This window comes from Arenibacter sp. S6351L (genome assembly GCF_023016025.1).
GTDB classification, from domain to species: Bacteria; Bacteroidota; Bacteroidia; order Flavobacteriales; family Flavobacteriaceae; genus Arenibacter; species Arenibacter algicola_B.
This window is the reverse complement of the sequence record NZ_JALKBB010000028.1, coordinates 19,180-38,538: the sequence shown is the minus strand read 5'-3', so window position 1 is coordinate 38,538 and position 19,359 is coordinate 19,180. Positions and strand designations below refer to the sequence as shown.

General features: G+C 40.9%; 15 protein-coding genes and 1 riboswitch. All 15 genes read left to right on the top strand.

Going from position 1 to position 19,359, the window contains the following annotated elements:
* The first annotated feature begins 43 nt into the window (after window positions 1-43).
* The 15 genes from thrA to metF all read left to right on the top strand — a co-directional run bounded on the left by thrA (window position 44) and on the right by metF (window position 19,340).
* Window positions 44-3,430 (top strand): bifunctional aspartate kinase/homoserine dehydrogenase I, encoded by a 3,387-nt coding sequence (gene thrA, locus MWU82_RS19255; protein WP_247097611.1) that lies wholly within the window; start codon window positions 44-46, stop codon window positions 3,428-3,430.
* 117 nt (window positions 3,431-3,547) lie between these two features.
* On the top strand, window positions 3,548-4,717 hold the full coding sequence (locus MWU82_RS19250; protein WP_247097610.1) for an aminotransferase class I/II-fold pyridoxal phosphate-dependent enzyme: 1,170 nt from the start codon (window positions 3,548-3,550) through the stop codon (window positions 4,715-4,717).
* A 95-nt stretch (window positions 4,718-4,812) separates the two neighbouring features.
* The gene (locus MWU82_RS19245) at window positions 4,813-5,223 is read left to right on the top strand and encodes an Rrf2 family transcriptional regulator (protein ID WP_215946082.1); all 411 of its coding nucleotides are present in this window, start codon (window positions 4,813-4,815) and stop codon (window positions 5,221-5,223) included.
* 218 nt (window positions 5,224-5,441) lie between these two features.
* The gene (locus MWU82_RS19240) at window positions 5,442-5,711 is read left to right on the top strand and encodes a DUF2061 domain-containing protein (protein WP_215946081.1); all 270 of its coding nucleotides are present in this window, start codon (window positions 5,442-5,444) and stop codon (window positions 5,709-5,711) included.
* Window positions 5,712-5,748: 37 nt separating this feature from the next.
* Window positions 5,749-6,372: a phosphoadenosine phosphosulfate reductase family protein gene (locus MWU82_RS19235; protein WP_215946080.1), complete on the top strand. Its 624-nt coding sequence runs from the start codon at window positions 5,749-5,751 to the stop codon at window positions 6,370-6,372.
* 131 nt (window positions 6,373-6,503) lie between these two features.
* Complete coding sequence (gene cysD / locus MWU82_RS19230) at window positions 6,504-7,394, top strand: sulfate adenylyltransferase subunit CysD (protein ID WP_215946207.1); 891 nt, start codon at window positions 6,504-6,506, stop codon at window positions 7,392-7,394.
* Between the two features lie 76 nt (window positions 7,395-7,470).
* Window positions 7,471-8,718: a GTP-binding protein gene (locus MWU82_RS19225; protein WP_247097609.1), complete on the top strand. Its 1,248-nt coding sequence runs from the start codon at window positions 7,471-7,473 to the stop codon at window positions 8,716-8,718.
* A 113-nt stretch (window positions 8,719-8,831) separates the two neighbouring features.
* Complete coding sequence (locus MWU82_RS19220) at window positions 8,832-10,922, top strand: HEPN domain-containing protein (protein WP_215946078.1); 2,091 nt, start codon at window positions 8,832-8,834, stop codon at window positions 10,920-10,922.
* A 41-nt stretch (window positions 10,923-10,963) separates the two neighbouring features.
* Window positions 10,964-11,758, top strand: coding sequence for a uroporphyrinogen-III C-methyltransferase (gene cobA, locus MWU82_RS19215; protein ID WP_247097620.1), 795 nt, complete (start codon window positions 10,964-10,966; stop codon window positions 11,756-11,758).
* A gap of 78 nt (window positions 11,759-11,836) precedes the next feature.
* Window positions 11,837-12,901 carry an NAD(P)/FAD-dependent oxidoreductase gene (locus MWU82_RS19210; RefSeq protein ID WP_247097608.1) on the top strand — a complete coding sequence of 355 codons (1,065 nt, stop codon included), beginning with the start codon at window positions 11,837-11,839 and terminating at the stop codon, window positions 12,899-12,901.
* Window positions 12,902-13,071: 170 nt separating this feature from the next.
* Window positions 13,072-13,225: riboswitch (SAM riboswitch) on the top strand.
* Between the two features lie 188 nt (window positions 13,226-13,413).
* Window positions 13,414-14,427, top strand: coding sequence for a homocysteine S-methyltransferase family protein (locus MWU82_RS19205; RefSeq protein ID WP_247097607.1), 1,014 nt, complete (start codon window positions 13,414-13,416; stop codon window positions 14,425-14,427).
* Complete coding sequence (locus MWU82_RS19200) at window positions 14,424-15,365, top strand: pyridoxal-phosphate dependent enzyme (RefSeq protein ID WP_247097606.1); 942 nt, start codon at window positions 14,424-14,426, stop codon at window positions 15,363-15,365. Before MWU82_RS19205 ends, MWU82_RS19200 begins: the two co-directional genes overlap by 4 nt.
* Window positions 15,366-15,409: 44 nt before the next feature.
* Window positions 15,410-18,124 (top strand): methionine synthase, encoded by a 2,715-nt coding sequence (metH, locus tag MWU82_RS19195; protein ID WP_247097605.1) that lies wholly within the window; start codon window positions 15,410-15,412, stop codon window positions 18,122-18,124.
* Complete coding sequence (locus MWU82_RS19190) at window positions 18,117-18,272, top strand: hypothetical protein (protein WP_247097604.1); 156 nt, start codon at window positions 18,117-18,119, stop codon at window positions 18,270-18,272. Before metH ends, MWU82_RS19190 begins: the two co-directional genes overlap by 8 nt.
* 114 nt (window positions 18,273-18,386) lie before the next feature.
* On the top strand, window positions 18,387-19,340 hold the full coding sequence (gene metF, locus MWU82_RS19185; protein WP_215946073.1) for a methylenetetrahydrofolate reductase [NAD(P)H]: 954 nt from the start codon (window positions 18,387-18,389) through the stop codon (window positions 19,338-19,340).
* Window positions 19,341-19,359: the final 19 nt, after the last annotated feature.

The window sequence follows — 19,359 nt, the reverse complement described above, 5'->3', positions numbered from 1 at the left end:
AATGACAAAGTTCTATCAAGAAAATTATTAGTTTAAACAACTTATGTTACATCATCTTTCAATAAATAAATACGTTACCTATAGCGGCAAAACCTTGGATATTAATTTGTCCTACGAGATCTTTGGCCAACCATTGCATTCCGCACCTATAATAATGGTGAACCATGCCCTTACAGGTAATTCCAATGTGGCAGGCGAACATGGCTGGTGGACAACATTGATAGGAGAAGGAAAATGTATTGATACCAAAAAATACACCATTCTTTGCTTTAATATACCGGGAAATGGGTATGACGGGTTTGTAATAGATAATTATAAGGATTTTGTTGCCAAGGACATTGCCAAGGTTTTCCTTCTGGGACTTGAGGCTTTAAAAATAGGTAAGTTATATGCGCTTATAGGGGGGTCTTTAGGCGGAGGTATCGCTTGGGAAATGGCAGCAATTGATCCGCACTTAACGGAACATCTTATTCCAGTAGCATCTGATTGGAAGTCTACGGATTGGCTTATTGCCAACTGCCAGATTCAGGAACAGTTCTTGGTGAACTCCAAGCAGCCCGTACATGATGCACGTATGCATGCCATGCTTTGCTATAGGACACCGGAATCCTTTAAGGAGCGTTTTAAAAGAAGCACCAATGAGGAACTGAAAGTCTTTAATGTAGAGAGTTGGCTAACGCACCATGGTAATAAATTACAGGAACGTTTTCAATTGTCGGCCTACAAACTAATGAATCAACTGCTGAAGACTATTGATATAAATAGAAATGGGGAAGAGGCATTCATTAATCTTCAAAATAGCGATACCAATATTCATATCATTGGGGTAGATTCCGACCTTTTTTTTACGGCCCAGGAAAACAAGGATACCTTTAAGAAATTGGCCCAGGCCAACAGCAATGTAACCTATGGGGAAATACATTCCTTACACGGGCACGATGCCTTTTTGATCGAGTTCAATCAAATGGAGGAGTTGTTAAAGGGAGTTTTTGAGCGCAATGGAAGATCTAAAAAAGTCAAGGTCCTAAAATTTGGAGGCAAATCATTGGCCAATGGAGAGGGGTTGGATACTGTACTTCAGATAATAACGGACAAGGTTGCCAATGGTGAAAATATTGCGGTTGTGGTATCGGCCAGGAACAAGGCTACGGACGAATTGGAAGGGATGCTGGACAAAGCGGCCAAGGGGCTTGATTATGTAACGGATTTTGAACAATTTGAAAAATATCAAAGGCACACTTATGGCAATGTTAATCTTTCCGAAGAATTTCGGGGATTGGTAAAATTGTTCGAAGGGGTAGCTTTATTGGGCGATTATAGCCCTAAAATAAAAGATCAGGTTTTAGCTTTTGGAGAATTGCTTTCGGCTAAATTGGTGGCAAAATTACTTATAGGTAGGGGTGTTAACGCCAAATTCATTGATTCTAGACAGCTAATTAAAACAGATTCCAATTTTGGGGATGCCAAGGTATTGGAAACCTTGTCCAAGGAAAATGTAAAAAGTGAGTTCGGGAAATTGGACCTGGATGCTGTAGTGGTAACTACAGGGTTTATAGCCTCCAATGAACTAAATGAAACAACCACCTTGGGTAGAAACGGGAGTAATTACTCTGCTGCTTTGTTGGCCAATTACCTCAATGCCGAGGAGTTACAGAACTACACCCATGTAGATGGTATATTCACAGCCAACCCGGATTTGGTGACAGAGGCTAAAAGAATCTCGGAACTTTCCTATAGCGAAGCTAATGAGTTGGCAAATTTTGGAACCAATATCCTACATGCCAAGACTATTATTCCATTAATAGAAAAGAATATTCCATTGCGGATCCTTAATACCTTCAACAACGATAACGAGGGTACCTTGATCAGTGCCAAGACCAGTAAGGAAGGTATCAAATCCTTGTCGGTCATTGAAAATATGGCCTTGATCAATTTGGAGGGCCGAGGTTTATTGGGTAAAGTAGGGGTAGATGCCCGTATCTTTAGGACAATGGGCAATAATAACATAAGTGTAAGTATTATTTCCCAGGGATCATCGGAAAGAGGGATTGGTTTGGTGGTCGATGCCAAAAATGCCAATTTAGCCAAAAGGGCTTTGGAAGAGGAATTTCAAACCGATTTTAAACTACAGGACATCAATAATATTACGGTTATAGATCAAGTATCGGTTATTTCGATTGTGGGACAGGACTTGAGTACTTTTCACAAGCCATTCAATGCGCTCATCAAAAACCAAGTGGTTCCCTTGTTGTTCAACAATACCGTTTCTGGAAAAAATGTGAGTCTGGTGGTGAAAAAATCAGATTTGCACAAGGCATTGAATGTAGTGCACGGCCAGATATTTGGAATAAGCAAAAAAGTAAATATTGCCATTTTTGGTCATGGAAATGTGGGGGGGACCCTCATTGATCAGATTCTTAAATCCAATAAGACTATAGAAAAAAGAAAGGGCATCAATATCAATGTTTTTGCAGTTGCCAATTCCAAAAAGGTTCTATTGAATAAAAATGGTATTTCCAAAAATTGGAAAAGTGCCATGCAAACCAAGGCGATACCCTATAAATTAAACGATATTTTTAAATATGCCAAGGATAATCATTTGGAGAACCTTATTGCGGTAGACAATACTGCCAATGAAGAATTTGTGGCCTCATATTTTGATTTCGTGGATAACGGTTTTGATTTGGTGTCGTCCAATAAGATTGCCAATACCTTGCGCTTCGATTATTATCAGTTGCTTAGGGAGGAACTTGCCAAGCATCAAAAGCAGTATTTATACGAAACCAATGTTGGTGCAGGGCTACCGTTGATAGACACCATTAAATTGTTGCATCTTTCAGGAGAGAATATTACAAGAATAAAAGGGGTCTTCTCGGGATCTTTAAGTTATATTTTCAACACTTTTTCGGAAAAGGAAGCCCCATTCTCGGTAATTTTAAAAGAAGCTATGGAGTTAGGGTATACCGAACCGGACCCACGCGAAGATCTTTCCGGTAACGATGTGGGTAGGAAACTGCTCATTTTGGCCAGAGAGTTGGATCTTAGCAATGAGTTTTCGGATATACAAATTGAAAATTTAATTCCAGAGTCGCTGCAAGATGTTGATGTAAAAGGCTTTTTGGAAAAACTGGACATTTTGGATGAGAAATTTAGCAAAATAAAGAAGGCGCAAAAACCAGGATACGTATTGCGTTATGTGGGCGACCTTTCAGGGGACCTGCAAAAGGAAAAAGGGAAATTGGAGGTGAAATTGATCTCTGTTCCCAAAGAGAGTGCCCTTGGTCAAATAAAAGGATCCGATTCCATTATTGAAATATATACGGAGTCTTATGGACAGCATCCTTTGGTTATTCAAGGCGCAGGTGCAGGAGCTGCAGTAACGGCCAGAGGTGTTTTTGGGGATATATTGCGTATTGCTGAAAAAGGTTAAATTTTGCTGGCTCCGGCTCCGCTCAGCCACCGAAAAATGTCGGCAGAGAGGTGAATCCCATATCGGAATTATGCATATTAGGAAGAGAAAGTAGAAGAATTAGATAGAACAGAAATAATGAAGAAGAATTTTAAATTTGAAACGGAAGCTATACGCACCCAAACGGAACGTACCCAATTTTTGGAACATTCCACACCTATGTATTTAACCTCAAGTTTTATCTTTGAGGATGCTGAGGACATGCGTGCTTCCTTTGCAGAGGAAAAGGAACGCAATATTTATTCGAGGTATAGCAACCCCAATTCTTCCGAGTTTATAGAGAAGGTTTGTAAGATGGAAGGGGCCGAGGATGGTTTTGCCTTTGCATCGGGTATGGCGGCCGTGTTTTCCACTTTTGCTGCCCTGTTGGACAGTGGGGATCACATAATTTCTTCTAGAAGTATATTTGGGTCTACCCATAGTTTGTTTACTCAGTTTTTTCCAAAATGGAATGTTTCAACAAGCTATTTTAAGATAGATGAGCTGGATAAATTGGAGGAATTGCTCACTCCAAAAACTAAAATTATATATGCTGAAACTCCTACCAATCCTGGAGTAGATGTTTTGGATCTGGAGGTATTGGGCCAATTTGCGAAAAAACACAATTTGATCTATATCATAGATAATTGTTTTGCTTCGCCCTATTTACAGCAACCTATTAAGTATGGGGCCGATTTGGTAATCCATTCCGGAACTAAATTAATGGACGGTCAAGGTAGGGTGTTGGCCGGTATTACGGTGGGCAGCAAAGCTTTGATGGATAAGGTGTATCGTTTTTCCCGAATTACGGGTCCTTCTTTGTCACCTTTTAATGCTTGGGTACTGTCCAAAAGTCTGGAAACTTTGGCGCTGCGTGTAGATAAACACTGTGATAATGCACTGAAGCTGGCTGAGTTCTTGGAAGGTCACCCCAAGGTTAATTGGGTAAAATATCCCTTTTTAAAATCGCATCCTAAATATGAGGTGGCCAAGAAACAGATGAAGGCTGGGGGCTGCGTGGTAGCTTTTGAAGTAAAGGGAGGGGTAGAGGCCGGACAGAAATTCTTCAACGCTATAAAAATGTTGTCCTTGTCTGCCAATTTAGGGGATTCAAGAAGTATAGTCACACACCCAGCATCTACCACGCACAGCAAATTGTCCGTGGAAGAAAGATCGGCATCAGGAATAACGGATGGTATGGTAAGGGTGTCGGTAGGCTTGGAGCATATAGATGATATCATCGCAGATATTGAACAAGCACTGGGGTAGAAGGAAACATTGCCAGCTTGCCTTGTTGTTGAACCTCTTTATGCAAAATTGGGGCATGCCTAATTGCGAATGTTAATTTTCCTTATCTTCGCTGCATGCTTTCCAAAAAGACAAAATACGGATTAAAGGCACTAACCTTCTTGGCTGCTCAAAAGGGACGCACTCCCGTTCAGATTTCTGAAATAGCCAAACATGAGAACATTTCTCAAAAGTTTCTGGAGAGTATTCTTCTCACTTTGAGAAAAACAGGACTTCTGGGTTCCAAAAAAGGAAAAGGTGGGGGTTATTACCTTATTAAGGAACCCAAGGATATTCCGATGACCACTGTTATGAGGGTGTTGGAAGGTCCTATAGCTATGGTGCCCTGTGTAAGTTTAAACTTCTACGAGAAATGTGAGGATTGTCCCGACGAGGCCAGCTGTTCCGTACATAAATTAATGCTACAGGTTAGGGACAGTACCCTGGAGGTGTTTAAGAACAATACGCTTGCCGACCTGGTACCTTAAGGTTACAAAGGTATTTTTTAGCTGGGGCGTTAGTTTATGCATATATTTCGACGGAAGTATTAATTATCGTCAAAATCCAAGCAAAATTTTATTAATCTACTAAATTTATAGGGTAAGTTGAATTTTAACTATTTTTTTTTATTGTGGTTTGTAAAATATTTCTATTTTTGCTTACTCTATTAAATCGGTAGGGTAATAAATTTAAGTTTTTTTGTCATATGATTGCTGAACAATTAATTGCAAATAATAATTCAAGTACTGTAACTAAAAGCTATAAGGCAGATAAGTCTTCCGAAAATCCTAAAAGGAGTATTGCTAAATCTATTAGTTGGAGAATTATTGGAACCTTGGACACTATTCTTATTTCTTGGATCGTAACCGGGACATTGTCAGTGGCATTTTCAATAGGGGTAGTAGAGTTGTTTACCAAGATGTTGTTGTATTTTTTTCATGAAAGAATCTGGAACAAGATTAGTTGGGGAAAGTAAAACGGTAAAATTCAAAGTAATTTAAGAATTGAGGACAATGGCATACACAGAGGAACAAATAAATAAATTAAACCAACAATTTAAAGGTATACCACCTGAGGAAATAATTTCCTGGGCAATACAGTCTGCCGAGAAACCTTTGGTAACCACAAATTTCCGTCCATATGAAGTAGCCATTTTGCATGCGGTGACGGATGTTTCTCCACATATTCCTGTTGTTTGGTGCGATACGGGTTATAATACGCCCAATACCTACAAGCATGCCGAAGAGCTAATTGCTAGATTACATTTAAATGTAAAATTATATGTTCCCAAGCAAACTTCCTCACATAGGGATGCTATCATGGGAATTCCAGGTATAGATGATCCCAAGCATCAACTTTTTACGGAGCAGGTGAAATTGGAACCGTTTAGAAGGGCGATGGAGGAGCATAAGCCAGATGTATGGTTTACGAATCTTAGGCAAGGACAGACTGCTTTAAGGGATTCGTTGGATATTTTAAGTTTAAGCAAGGACGGGGTTTTGAAGGTGAGTCCATTTTATCATTATAACGATAGTCAATTGGATGCTTACCTCAAGGATAGGAATTTGCCCAATGAGCATAAATACTTTGACCCCACCAAGGTTTTGGAAAACCGGGAATGTGGGCTTCATACCTAAGAAAAGAATATTAACAATTGGCGAATTATTCCAATAGGGGAAAGCCAATTAAATACAGAATTATTGTGAGCATTGTAGAATCAGAATTGGAAACACTAGTAGACGTGAGCGGATCGAATGAATTGGAAGTATTGAACAATAATGCTTTGGAGAACGAAGCAATTTATATTTTAAGGGAAGTTGCGGCACAGTTTGAAAAGCCGGTGTTGCTTTTTTCGGGAGGTAAGGATTCCATTACCTTGGTAAGATTGGCGCAAAAAGCCTTTTTCCCGGCTAAAATACCGTTCCCTTTAATGCATATTGATACTGGGCATAATTTCCCGGAAACCATCGCCTTTAGGGATAAGTTGGTAAAGGAATTGGGAGTGGAGTTAATAGTTCGTAATGTTCAGGATTCTATAGATCAGGGGAAAGTGGTAGAGGAAACTGGTAAATATTCCAGTAGGAATATGTTGCAGACCACTACTTTATTGGATGCCATTGAGGAATTTAAGTTCGATGCCTGTATAGGTGGAGCTAGAAGGGATGAAGAAAAGGCACGTGCCAAAGAACGTATCTTCTCCGTTCGTGATGATTTTGGTCAATGGGATGAGAAAAACCAACGCCCAGAGTTGTTCGATATGTTGAATGGTCAGATAGAATTGGGTCAGAACGTAAGGGTTTTTCCAATAAGTAACTGGACAGAATTGGATGTTTGGAGCTATATCCAAAAAGAGAACATAGAAATACCTTCTATCTATTTTGCGCACAAGAGAAAGATTTTCCTAAGGGACGGATTTATATGGTCGGCAGAAGATGATGTTGTTTTCCGTGCAGAGGATGAGAAAGTGGAAGAGCGTATGGTTCGTTTTAGAACTGTTGGGGATATGAGTTGTACTTCAGCGGTATTGTCCCACGCAGATACCATAGAAAAGGTAGTAGGCGAAATTAGGGAATCCAAGATTTCGGAAAGGGGAGCTAGAATAGATGATAAGCGCTCCGAAGCCGCAATGGAGAAAAGAAAACAACAAGGATACTTTTAAAGTCGGCATTTGAAGTGAGTTGGCACTTGTTAAAATTGTCAGCGGAATCTCATGTCTAATACAAAACACAAAAGAAATGGAAGTACTAAAAATAGCAACAGCAGGAAGTGTAGATGACGGTAAAAGTACCTTGATCGGAAGATTGCTTTATGATACCAAATCCCTGACAGACGATAAGTTGGAAGCCATTGAAAAGACTAGTAAGCAAAAAGGATATGATTATCTGGATTTCTCTTTGGCTACAGATGGTTTAGTGGCGGAAAGGGAACAGGGAATTACTATAGATGTGGCACATATCTATTTCTCTACACCCAATAAAAGTTATATCATTGCGGATACCCCTGGTCACGTGGAATATACCCGTAACATGGTTACCGGTGCTTCTACTTCCCAAGCGGCCATTATTTTGATCGACGCTAGAAAAGGAGTGATAGAGCAGACCAACAGGCACTTTTTTATCAATAATTTATTGAGGATCAAAGATGTTATCGTGGCCATTAATAAAATGGACCTGGTAGACTACTCAGAGGAAAGATACAATGAAATCAAAGCAGATTTTGAGGAACTGATGAGTAAGCGCGATTACCAAGACCAGAAAATAACCTTTATTCCCGTAAGTGCACTTAAGGGTGACAACGTGGTAAACAGGTCTGAGAAAATGGTATGGTACAAAGGACAAACTCTATTGGAGCATTTTGAGGAATTGGATAGAAAGGATATCTATAATGTAGGTACCCCAAGATTTCCGGTGCAATATGTGATACGTCCCAAAACGGAGGAGTATCATGATTTTAGAGGATTTGCCGGAAAAGTATATGGAGGTGAGCTGAGTGTTGGTGATGAAGTAGTGGTCTTGCCATCTATGACCAAATCAAAAATCAAGGAAATTTATTTTTACGACAAAAAATATAAAACAGCAACAAGACGTTCTTCCGTAACCATTACCTTGGAAGATGAAATAAATGTAAGTAGGGGGGATATGTTGGTCAAGGCAGGTGATTTGCCTACAATAGACAAGCAATTTACAGCTACGGTTTCATGGATGGATTCCCAGAATTTAACGGTGGGAAGCAAATATGTGGTGCAGCACGGAGTAAACAAGGTTTTGGCGAAGGTTGAAAACATTCATCATAAGATTAATCCTGATTACTCAGGTATAGATAGCTCTATCAATGCCTTGGGGATGAACGATATAGCACAGGTTACCTTTAGATTGAACAAGCCAATTTTTTATGATTCCTTCAAGAATCACAGAACCAATGGCTCTTTTATCCTAATAGATAATCAATCCAATACAACAGCTGGGGTCGGGTTTATAAATTAAACCCCGCTTCCGTACCCTAGGGTATGGCGTTGTTGTCAATTTAACCTATTATTCCTATGGGATAAAGATTTTTTAAAAGTTAATAATCAATTCGAATAAAAAATATAAGTAGCATGCGGACTTTCAGAACAGAAGTGGAAAACCCGGTTGTAGAACAGGATATCATAGCATTGGAAGCTAAGATCCGTGAATTTCAAGGCGGTAGTTTGGATGAGGAGAAATTCCGTAGTCTAAGATTGGCTAGGGGAATTTACGGTCAAAGGCAACCTGGTGTCCAAATGATTCGTATAAAATTACCTTACGGGAAAGTAAGCTCTCAGCAGTTAAGAAGGATATGTGACGTTTCCGAAGAATACTCTACGGGCAGACTTCATATAACTACGCGTCAGGATATCCAGATCCATTATGTGGATATTAACCGCACACCCGAATTATGGGCCCAGTTGGAACAGGATGATATTACGATCAGGGAAGCCTGTGGAAATACGGTGAGAAACGTTACCGCTAGTGAAACTGCCGGCATAGACGTAAACGAACCATTCGATGTTTCCCCATATGCACATGCACTTTTCCAATATTTTTTAAGAAACCCCATCAGTCAGGAAATGGGAAGGAAGTTTAAAGTTTCCTTTTCTGCCTCGGATGAGGATACCGGTCTTTCTTACATGCACGACCTTGGCTTTATTGCCAAGATAGAGAATGGAGTAAGAGGCTTTAAGGTGCTTTTAGGTGGAGGATTGGGCTCACAGCCCCGCCATGCAGATGAAATATATTCTTTTCTGCCTACCGACAAGATTATTCCTTTAATGGAAGGAGTAGTCCGTGTTTTCGACCGATTTGGAGAAAGAAAAAGTAGGGCAAAGGCAAGAATGAAATTCTTGTTGAAGGATATTGGTTTGGACGGATTTAAGCAATTGCTGGAAGAGGAGCAATTGGCAATACCTGTTCAAACTTACGAAATAGATGCGGATGCCTATCCAAGTGTGAATATTGCAGAGAATATTGCTCCTGAAGTAACCATTAAAGACCAGAAAGCCTTTGATAAATGGAAGGCTACCAACTTGGTTCCTCAAAAACAACAGGGATATGTTGCTATTGGGGTAAAGGTTTTATTGGGTGATTTTTATATAGAAAAAGCCAGACAATTGGCAGATCTAGTAGAAAAATATGCTGCAGGTGAAATTAGATTGAGTCTGCGTCAGAATATCTTGATTCCTTATGTTAAGGAATCGCTGGTACCTTTTTTCTATCAAGAATTGGAAAAATTAGGCTTCGCAGAGATTGGATACAATACTGCCTTGGATATTACAGCTTGTCCAGGAACCGATACCTGTAATTTGGGAATTGCCAGTAGTACTGGGATAGCGGATGAATTGGAAAGGGTAATTAAGGCGGAATACCCCCATTATATCAATAATCCGGATGTGGTTATTAAAATAAGTGGATGTATGAATGCCTGTGGCCAGCACAATATGGCCAATATTGGTTTCCAGGGTATGTCTGTTAGAACAAAGAATAAATTGGTGGCCCCAGCACTTCAAGTGCTTTTGGGAGGTGGTAATTTAGGAAATGGAAACGGCCGATTTGCAGATAAGGTAATTAAGATACCTAGTAAGAGGGGACCAGAATCTTTAAGACTTATTTTAAATGATTACGATGCCAACGGAAATGGTAAACCCTTTGTAGATTATTATGAGGAAAAAGGGCAAATGTATTTTTATGATTTTCTAAAGCCATTGTCCGATGTGGATAACCTAACGGCATCCGATTTTATCGATTGGGGTAACTCGGAAAAATATGAACAAGCCATTGGTGTAGGAGAATGTGCCGGGGTAGTAATAGATTTGATAGCCACCTTGTTGTTTGACAGTGAGGAAAAGATAGAGACTGCAAAATTGAATTTGGAAGAGGAAAAATGGGCAGCCAGTATCTATCATTCCTATTCATCAATGGTAAATACGGCCAAGGCTTTATTGACTGCCGAAAATACCAAGGTAAATACCCATATCAGCATTATTAAGGATTTTGATGAGTTGTTTGTGGCCTCAGGGAAATTTAAATTGGAGCAAGGTTTTGAGAAAATGGTCCTTCAATTAAATCAGAATGCACCAACAGAAGCCTTTGCAAAAGCGTATTTAAAAGATGCCGAGGAATTTTTGGGCAATGTGGAAGCTTATAGGAAATTAGAATTGACAAACGCTTAGTAATGATCGGGAAGGAAGATAATATTCACGTTAATACCACGATGGTGGACCTTGATTTAAATAGGGATGCCAATAAGCTTGGACAGTTGACCGTAGTGGGAGCTGGACCTGGCGATGTGGAGCTCATAACGTTAAAGGCCATAAAAGCCTTGCAGGCGGCAGACGTGGTATTGTACGATGCCCTGGTGGATGTAGCCTTGTTGGATTATGCTCCAAATGCCGAACATATATTTGTTGGCAAAAGAAAAGGATGCTATGCCTACCAGCAGGAACAGATAAACGATCTTATTGTAAGTAGGGCCAAAACCCACGGGCACGTAGTAAGATTAAAAGGAGGTGATCCCTTTGTTTTTGGTAGAGGGGCGGAAGAAATGGAATATGCGGCCAGTAAAGGTCTAAAAGTGGCCATGGTACCGGGAATTTCATCCTCGATGGCCGTACCGGCTTCCCAAAATATACCTGTTACCAAAAGAGGTGCAGCTGAAAGTTTTTGGGTAATTACTGGTACCACCAAGAATCATAAATTATCTACTGATGTAGCTTTAGCTGCCAAGTCCAATGCCACAATAGTCATTTTGATGGGGATGGGAAAACTGGCGGAAATCGTTGAGTTGTTTAAACTGGAAGGTAAAGCGGATATGCCCATTGCGATTATTCAAAACGGTACCCGCGAAGATGAAAAGTTGGGTATTGGTACAATAGATACCATAGGGCAAATAGTGGTCGAGTGTCAATTAAGCAACCCAGCAATTATAGTTGTAGGAGAAGTTGTAAAGCACAGATCGGCGGTATTGGATTATGCACAAACATTACAAGTACACTCAGAGGAGTTATAAATAATAAAGAAAAGTACCTATCTAAAATAGTTCAGGATTTAAGGGTGCAATTATAAATTAGGAATTAATCAAAGTAGTATGATAAAGACAGATATACTTATTATTGGAGCGGGTCCAACAGGGTTGTTCACGGTTTTTGAAGCGGGATTGTTGAAATTGAAGACGCATCTTATAGATGCTTTGCCTCAACCAGGGGGCCAATGTTCGGAAATTTATCCTAAGAAGCCAATTTATGATATTCCTGCATTCCCTGAAATTCTTGCTGGAGATTTGGTTAAGAATCTGATGCAACAGATTCAACCTTTCGAACCTGGGTTTACCTTAGGGGAGAGAGCGGAAACTTTGGATAAATTGGATGATGGATCCTTTGTGGTAACCACAAATAAAGGGACAAAACATCATGCTCCGGTGGTAGTTATTGCAGGGGGATTGGGATCTTTTGAACCTAGAAAACCTTTGATTCCCAATTTGGTGGATTTTGAGGATAAGGGCGTAGCTTATATTATTAAAGATCCTGAAGTATACAGGGATAAGAAAGTGGTTATTTCTGGTGGTGGTGATTCTGCCTTGGACTGGGCAATATTCCTGTCCGATGTTGCTGCTGAGGTATCTTTGGTGCACAGAAGAAATGAGTTTAGGGGAGCCTTGGATTCAGTGGAAAAAGCTGCTGATTTGGCCAAGCTGGGTAAAATTAAATTATTTACCGAAGCTGAGGTGGTCAGACTGTACGGAGACGATAATTTGGAAGCTGTTGTAGTAAAACATAACGATGAGGCCAAAGGTGAAACCTATGTGGAAGCGGATAATTTTATTCCTTTGTTCGGACTTTCCCCAAAATTAGGACCAATTGGCGATTGGGGACTTGAAATAGAGAAAAATGCCATTAAAGTAAATAACGCCTACGATTATCAGACCAATATTCCTGGGGTATATGCTATTGGGGATGTAAACACCTATCCTGGAAAGCTTAAATTAATATTGTCCGGCTTCCATGAAGCAGCCGTTATGTGTCAGAGTGCTTACCAGTTGATCAATCCTGGAAAGCGTTATGTAATGAAATATACCACTGTAGGTGGGGTGGAAGGATTTGACGGTAGTAAGAAGGAAGCTAAAAAAGAAGTAGTTCAAAGTATTTTGGCTTAATAACCATTTTAGACCAATCTTTTAGCCTGCCAGGTCTTAAAATCTGGCAGGTTTCGTTTTTACATAATATTCCGGTATTTCAATTTTTGGAATATTAAAATAAAGTAGTGTTTCCTTGCTTTTAAGGGCACTGATGCGTTACTTTGCATCTAGTTCATTATCAATTTGAAACGTTATCAAGAAAGGCGGAGGGACTAGACCCGGTGAAGCCTTAGCAACCCTTTTTCATTGTCGGTAACTATCGGTAAGAATAAAGAAGGTGCTACGTTCTAATCCTATATTTTATTCTATTTAATTAGAATTTCACTTGGGAATAGATAACATAAAGAAAGACGCAGGTCCGAAACTTTTCCTTACTTGATTTTATTTATTTTTTTGATACCGATAACTGGATTGTTATCCTTTGTTTTTCGGGTGTCAATTTTCTAATTTTGTGGTCCCAAATAGTTTGGGGCCTTATGTGATGGTATCTTTGTTTGGTCTAAGGCGAGCAAACATTTTTGAAAAGTAATATGAAGAAGATTCAAGACGTACTAAAGGAAAGGATTTTGGTGTTGGATGGTGCCATGGGGACCATGCTTCAACGACATAAGTTTACGGAGGAAGATTTTAGAGGAGAACGATTTAAGGATTGGGAACACCCCTTACAGGGAAATAATGACCTGTTGTCCCTTACCCAGCCGGAAGCTATAGCGGAGGTACACCGATTGTATTTTGCAGCGGGAGCCGATATTGTTGAAACCAATACTTTTTCCGGTACTACCATAGCTATGGCAGACTATCATATGGAAGATTTGGTCTACGAATTAAATTATGAGTCGGCTAAAATAGCCAAGGCTGTCGCCGATGAATTTACTGCCAATGAACCAAATAAGCCGCGTTTTGTTGCTGGGAGTATTGGTCCTACCAATAAAACGGCCAGTATGTCGCCAGATGTGAACGATCCCGGTTTTAGGGGAGTTTCCTTTGAAGAGCTACGGCTTGCTTACAAGCAACAGGTGGAAGCCCTCTTGGACGGAGGTGTGGATATGTTATTGGTAGAGACTATTTTTGATACCTTAAATGCCAAGGCAGCATTATTTGCCATTGAAGAGGTAAAGGAAGAACGAAATATAGATGTTCCCATTATGGTGAGCGGCACCATAACCGATGCTTCGGGTAGGACCCTTTCCGGCCAAACCGCTGAAGCCTTTTTGATATCCATAAGCCATATACCCATATTGTCCGTAGGGTTCAATTGTGCTTTGGGAGCTAGCCAATTAGTGCCCCATTTGGAGGTGCTCTCCAGTAAAACGGAGCATGCGGTTTCTGCCCACCCTAATGCGGGATTGCCTAATGCTTTTGGGGAATATGACGAAACACCTGAGGAAATGGCTGCACAGATCAAGGAATATGCCGAAAAAGGCTTGGTAAATATAGTTGGCGGATGTTGCGGTACCACTCCCGAACATATAAAGGCAATGGCCGATGTGGTTAAGGATTATTCCCCTAGAATCTTAAATACCTTAGAAGCGCATACACAATGATACCTAGCAGGCAGATTGTTCTTGAGGCGGGAAAAAGGGTAGAACCCTTTGTTCATAGAACACCGGTGCTCACCTCCCGTTTGCTGAATGAATTAGCCGGGGCGGAGGTTTTTTTTAAATGTGAGAACCTCCAAAAAATGGGTGCTTTTAAAATGCGGGGAGCTATCAATGCCATTCAGCAATTGAGTGATTCTCAGAAAAAAGCAGGAGTGGTAACCCATTCCTCAGGAAATTTTGGTCAGGCCTTGGCCTTGGCAGCTAAGAATTTGGGGGTGGATGCCTATATAGTAATGCCATCCAGTGCCCCGGCCGTAAAAATAGACGCGGTGAAAGCTTACGGAGGGTTGGTAACCATAACGGAGCCTACCTTGGAAGCCAGGGAAAAATCGGCAGCAACCATTGTTGTGGAAAAAGGAGCTGTTTTTTTACATCCATCCAATGATCTTAATGTGATTGTGGGGCAAGGTACAGCGGCATTGGAATTATTACAGGACCAGCCCAATTTGGAATATATTATGAGCCCGGTAGGTGGTGGTGGACTTATTGCAGGTACAGCCTTGGCAGCCCATTATTTAGGGGACAATTGCAGGGTTGTAGGTGGTGAGCCCATGGAAGTGGATGATGCCTATAGGACTTTTAAGAGTGGAAAAATAGAGTACAATATATCAGTAAACACTATTGCCGACGGACTTAAAACTAACTTAGGGGATATAAATTTACCCATTATTATGGAATTGGTGTCTGACATAATTAGAGTGGAGGAGGATGAAATTATCAGTGCCATGAAATTAATTTGGGAGCGGATGAAGTTGGTAATAGAGCCATCCAGTGCAGTACCGTTTGCGGCCTTGTTGAAAGAGAAAGAGAAGTTTAGGAATAAAAAAATAGGAATCATCCTCTCGGGAGGTAATGTAGAACTATCAAATTTGCCATTTTAAGGATGCTGTACAGTGTTTTTAATATTGAGGTCAATACATAAATAATGAGCAATACTACGGATAAGGAACAACATAGTACTAAGCGGTTTTTAAAACTCTCAGGTTTGGAACCTTTGGTGATAACTCCAGAAAGCAATTTTGTAAATGTGGGGGAACGTACCAATGTGGCCGGTTCCAAAAAATTCTTGAGATTGATCAAGGAGGAGAAGTTTGAAGAGGCCCTGGATATAGCTCGTGAACAGGTGGAAGGCGGAGCTCAGATCATTGATGTTAATATGGACGATGGCCTTATTGATGGCAAGGAGGTTATGGTAAAGTTCTTGAACCTTATTGTAGCCGAACCGGATATTGCCCGGGTCCCTATCATGATCGATAGCTCCAAATGGGATATTATTGAGGCAGGTCTACAGGTTGTTCAAGGAAAATGTGTAGTAAATTCTATAAGCCTTAAAGAAGGGGAGAAAGAGTTTATACACCACGCAAAATTAATCAGGCGATACGGTGCTGCCGTCATTGTTATGGCCTTTGATGAAGTAGGGCAGGCCGATAACTACGAAAGGCGATTGGAAATCACCAAACGCTCTTATGATATTTTGGTGAATAAGGTAGGGTTCCCCCCGGAGGATATTATTTTTGATCTTAATATTTTTCCCGTGGCCACGGGAATGGATGAGCATAAGTTAAATGCGCTCGATTTTATAAAGGCTACCGCGTGGGTAAAAGAAAATCTGCCTTTTTGTAGTGTAAGTGGAGGGGTGAGTAATGTGTCCTTTAGTTTTAGGGGGAATAATCCCGTACGGGAGGCAATGCACTCCGTGTTTCTTTATCACGCCATAAAGGCGGGTATGAATATGGGAATTGTAAACCCTAGTATGCTGGAGGTTTATGATGATATTCCAAAGGACCTTTTGGAACATGTAGAGGATGTAATCCTGAACCGAAGGGAAGATGCCACGGAGCGATTATTGGAATTTGCAGAAACCGTAATTGGTAAGGAGAAGGAAAATAAGGTAGACCTTTCTTGGAGGGAAGAACCCTTGCAAAATAGAATTACCCGCGCCTTGGTCAAGGGAATAGATCAATATGTTGTAGAGGATGTTGAAGAGGCCCGTTTAAGTGTGAAAGCCCCAATAGAAGTTATCGAAGGGCATTTGATGACCGGAATGAACGTGGTGGGCGATCTTTTTCAAAGTGGTAAGATGTTCTTGCCCCAAGTGGTAAAATCGGCCAGGGTTATGAAAAAAGCAGTGGCTTATCTCTTGCCGTTTATAGAGGAGGAAAAACTTAAAAATCCCCAGCCGGAAGGAGGCAGCTCGTCTGCCGGTAAAATACTAATGGCGACCGTAAAAGGCGACGTTCACGATATAGGAAAAAATATTGTAAGTGTGGTCCTTGCCTGTAATAACTACGAGATCGTAGATTTGGGAGTAATGGTCCCCCCTGAGAAGATTATTAATGCTGCCAAGGAAGAAAATGTGGATATTATAGGTCTGAGCGGACTTATTACCCCTTCCTTGGATGAAATGGTCTTTTTGGCCAAGGAAATGGAACGGCAAAATTTTACGGTTCCCTTGCTTATCGGTGGTGCTACTACCAGTAAGGCACATACTGCCGTTAAAATAGACCCGCAGTATAAGAGTGCCGTGGTACACGTAAATGATGCTTCCAGGGCAGTTACAGTGGTGGGCGACCTTCTACAAAAGGAATCCTCCAATAGGTATAAGGAAAACATTAAATTGGACTATGCCGACTTTAGACAAAAATTCCTGAATAGGGGCAAACATAAGGAGTATTTAACCCTTGAGGCGGCAAGAAAAAATAAATATCAGTTGGATTGGTCAAAGGCAGAAATTGTAAAGCCAAAGACATTGGGTATCCAAATGATCGAGGATTTTGACCTCAGGGAATTGGAGCCTTACATAGATTGGTCCCCTTTCTTTAGAAGTTGGGAGCTGCATGGCAAGTATCCGGATATTTTGGAAGACGAGGTAGTGGGCAAACAGGCAACCGAGCTTTTTGCGGATGCCAAGGCAATGATGAAGAAGATTTTGGATGGTAAACTTTTCCAAGCAAAGGCTATTTTCGGACTGTTTCCTGCCAATACCATTAATGATGATGATATAGCCCTTACCCACAATGGGGAGGAGTTTGTTTTTAGGACTTTAAGGCAACAGGCCAAAAAATATGTGGGGAAACCTAATTTTGCGCTGTCAGACTTTATTGCCCCCAAAGAAAGTGGTCTGCAGGATTATATTGGTTGTTTTTGCGTGTCAACAGGCTTTGGTACGGATGAATTGGCAGACGGTTATCGTAAAAATTTGGATGACTATAACAGTATAATGGTCAAGGCACTCGCAGACCGTTTTGCGGAGGCCTTTGCGGAATATTTGCACAAGGAGGTAAGGATCAACCATTGGGGATACGCAGCTAATGAAGGCTTAAGTAATGAAGAGCTGATCAAGGAGTCCTATATAGGAATTAGGCCTGCTCCGGGTTATCCGGCCTGTCCAGACCATTTGGAAAAGTTGACGTTGTGGGAATTAATGGAGGTGAAGGAAAAGATCGGGGTAGAGTTGACAGATAGTTTGGCCATGTGGCCAGCTGCCAGTGTAAGTGGATACTATTTTGGCAATAAGGAAGCGCGTTATTTTGGAGTAGGCAAAATAAAGGAGGACCAAGTGGCCGATTTTGCAGCAAGGAAAGGAATTCCTATGGAGGAGGCCACGCGATGGTTGGCACCTAATATTGCGGATGATTAAGGACAGGGACCTGCAAGATTTTTTCAGCGACCTGCAAGGTTTTCAAAACCTTGTAGGTCTGGATGAGGTTTTCTGCGAAATATTGAGGATGATTATTTTTGTCAATGAGACCTACAAGGTTTTGAAAACCTTGCAGGTCTTGGTCTAGGTCCAGGTCGCAAAAAAAATTGAAAATAAGAATTAAGAATAGCCCTTGTATAGGGCAATAAATAATATAATCGCTAATAGGCCTTTTCTTTGGAAGAGGAAAGAGGGAGAAATTATGAAAGTAACGGAACACATAAAAAAAGCGGACGGGAAGACATTGTTTTCCTTCGAGATCATACCACCGGTCAAAGGAAGAAGTATACAGGAATTATATGATAATATTGATCCCTTAATGGAGTTTAAGCCGCCCTTCATTGATGTTACTACTTCTCGGGAGGAGTACGTGTACATAGATAGGGACGGGTTGTTGGATAAAAGATTGACCCGTATGAGACCCGGAACTGTGGGTATCTGCGCCTCTATACAACACAAATACGGTGTAGATACCGTTCCACATGTGCTTTGTGGTGGTTTCACCAAGGAGGAAACCGAATATGTGTTGGTAGATTGTCAATATTTGGGTATCCAAAATGTAATGGCCCTTCGTGGGGATGCAAGGAAAGAGGAACAGTATTTTAATCCTACCAAGGGTGGACATGCTTACGCCTCCGAGCTGGTGAAACAGATCTACGCCTTAAATCACGGAAATTATTTACATGACAAGGTGGAGACGGTACATAGTGCCGATTTTTGTATCGGCGTAGCTGGGTATCCTGAAAAGCATCTGGAAGCACCATCCTTAATTACGGATTTAAAACGATTACAGGAAAAGGTGGAGGCTGGGGCCGATTATGTAGTTACACAAATGTTTTTTGATAATCAGAAATTTTTCGAGTTTGTGGAAGCTGCGAAGAAAATGGGAATCAACGTACCCATTATTCCAGGGATTAAGCCTATTGCCGTAAAGCGACATTTACAATTATTGCCACAGGTCTTTAAAATAGATCTGCCACAGGACTTGATAGACGCTGTTGAGGATTGTTCCACTAACGCGGATGTGAGACAGGTAGGTATAGAGTGGGCCATTCAGCAATCCAAGGAGCTGAAAGCGGCAGGGGTTCCTGTACTGCACTATTATTCTATGGGAAAATCCGATAATATTGAGGCCATTGCCAAAGAGTTGTTTTAAGGTTTGTTCAAGGTTACAA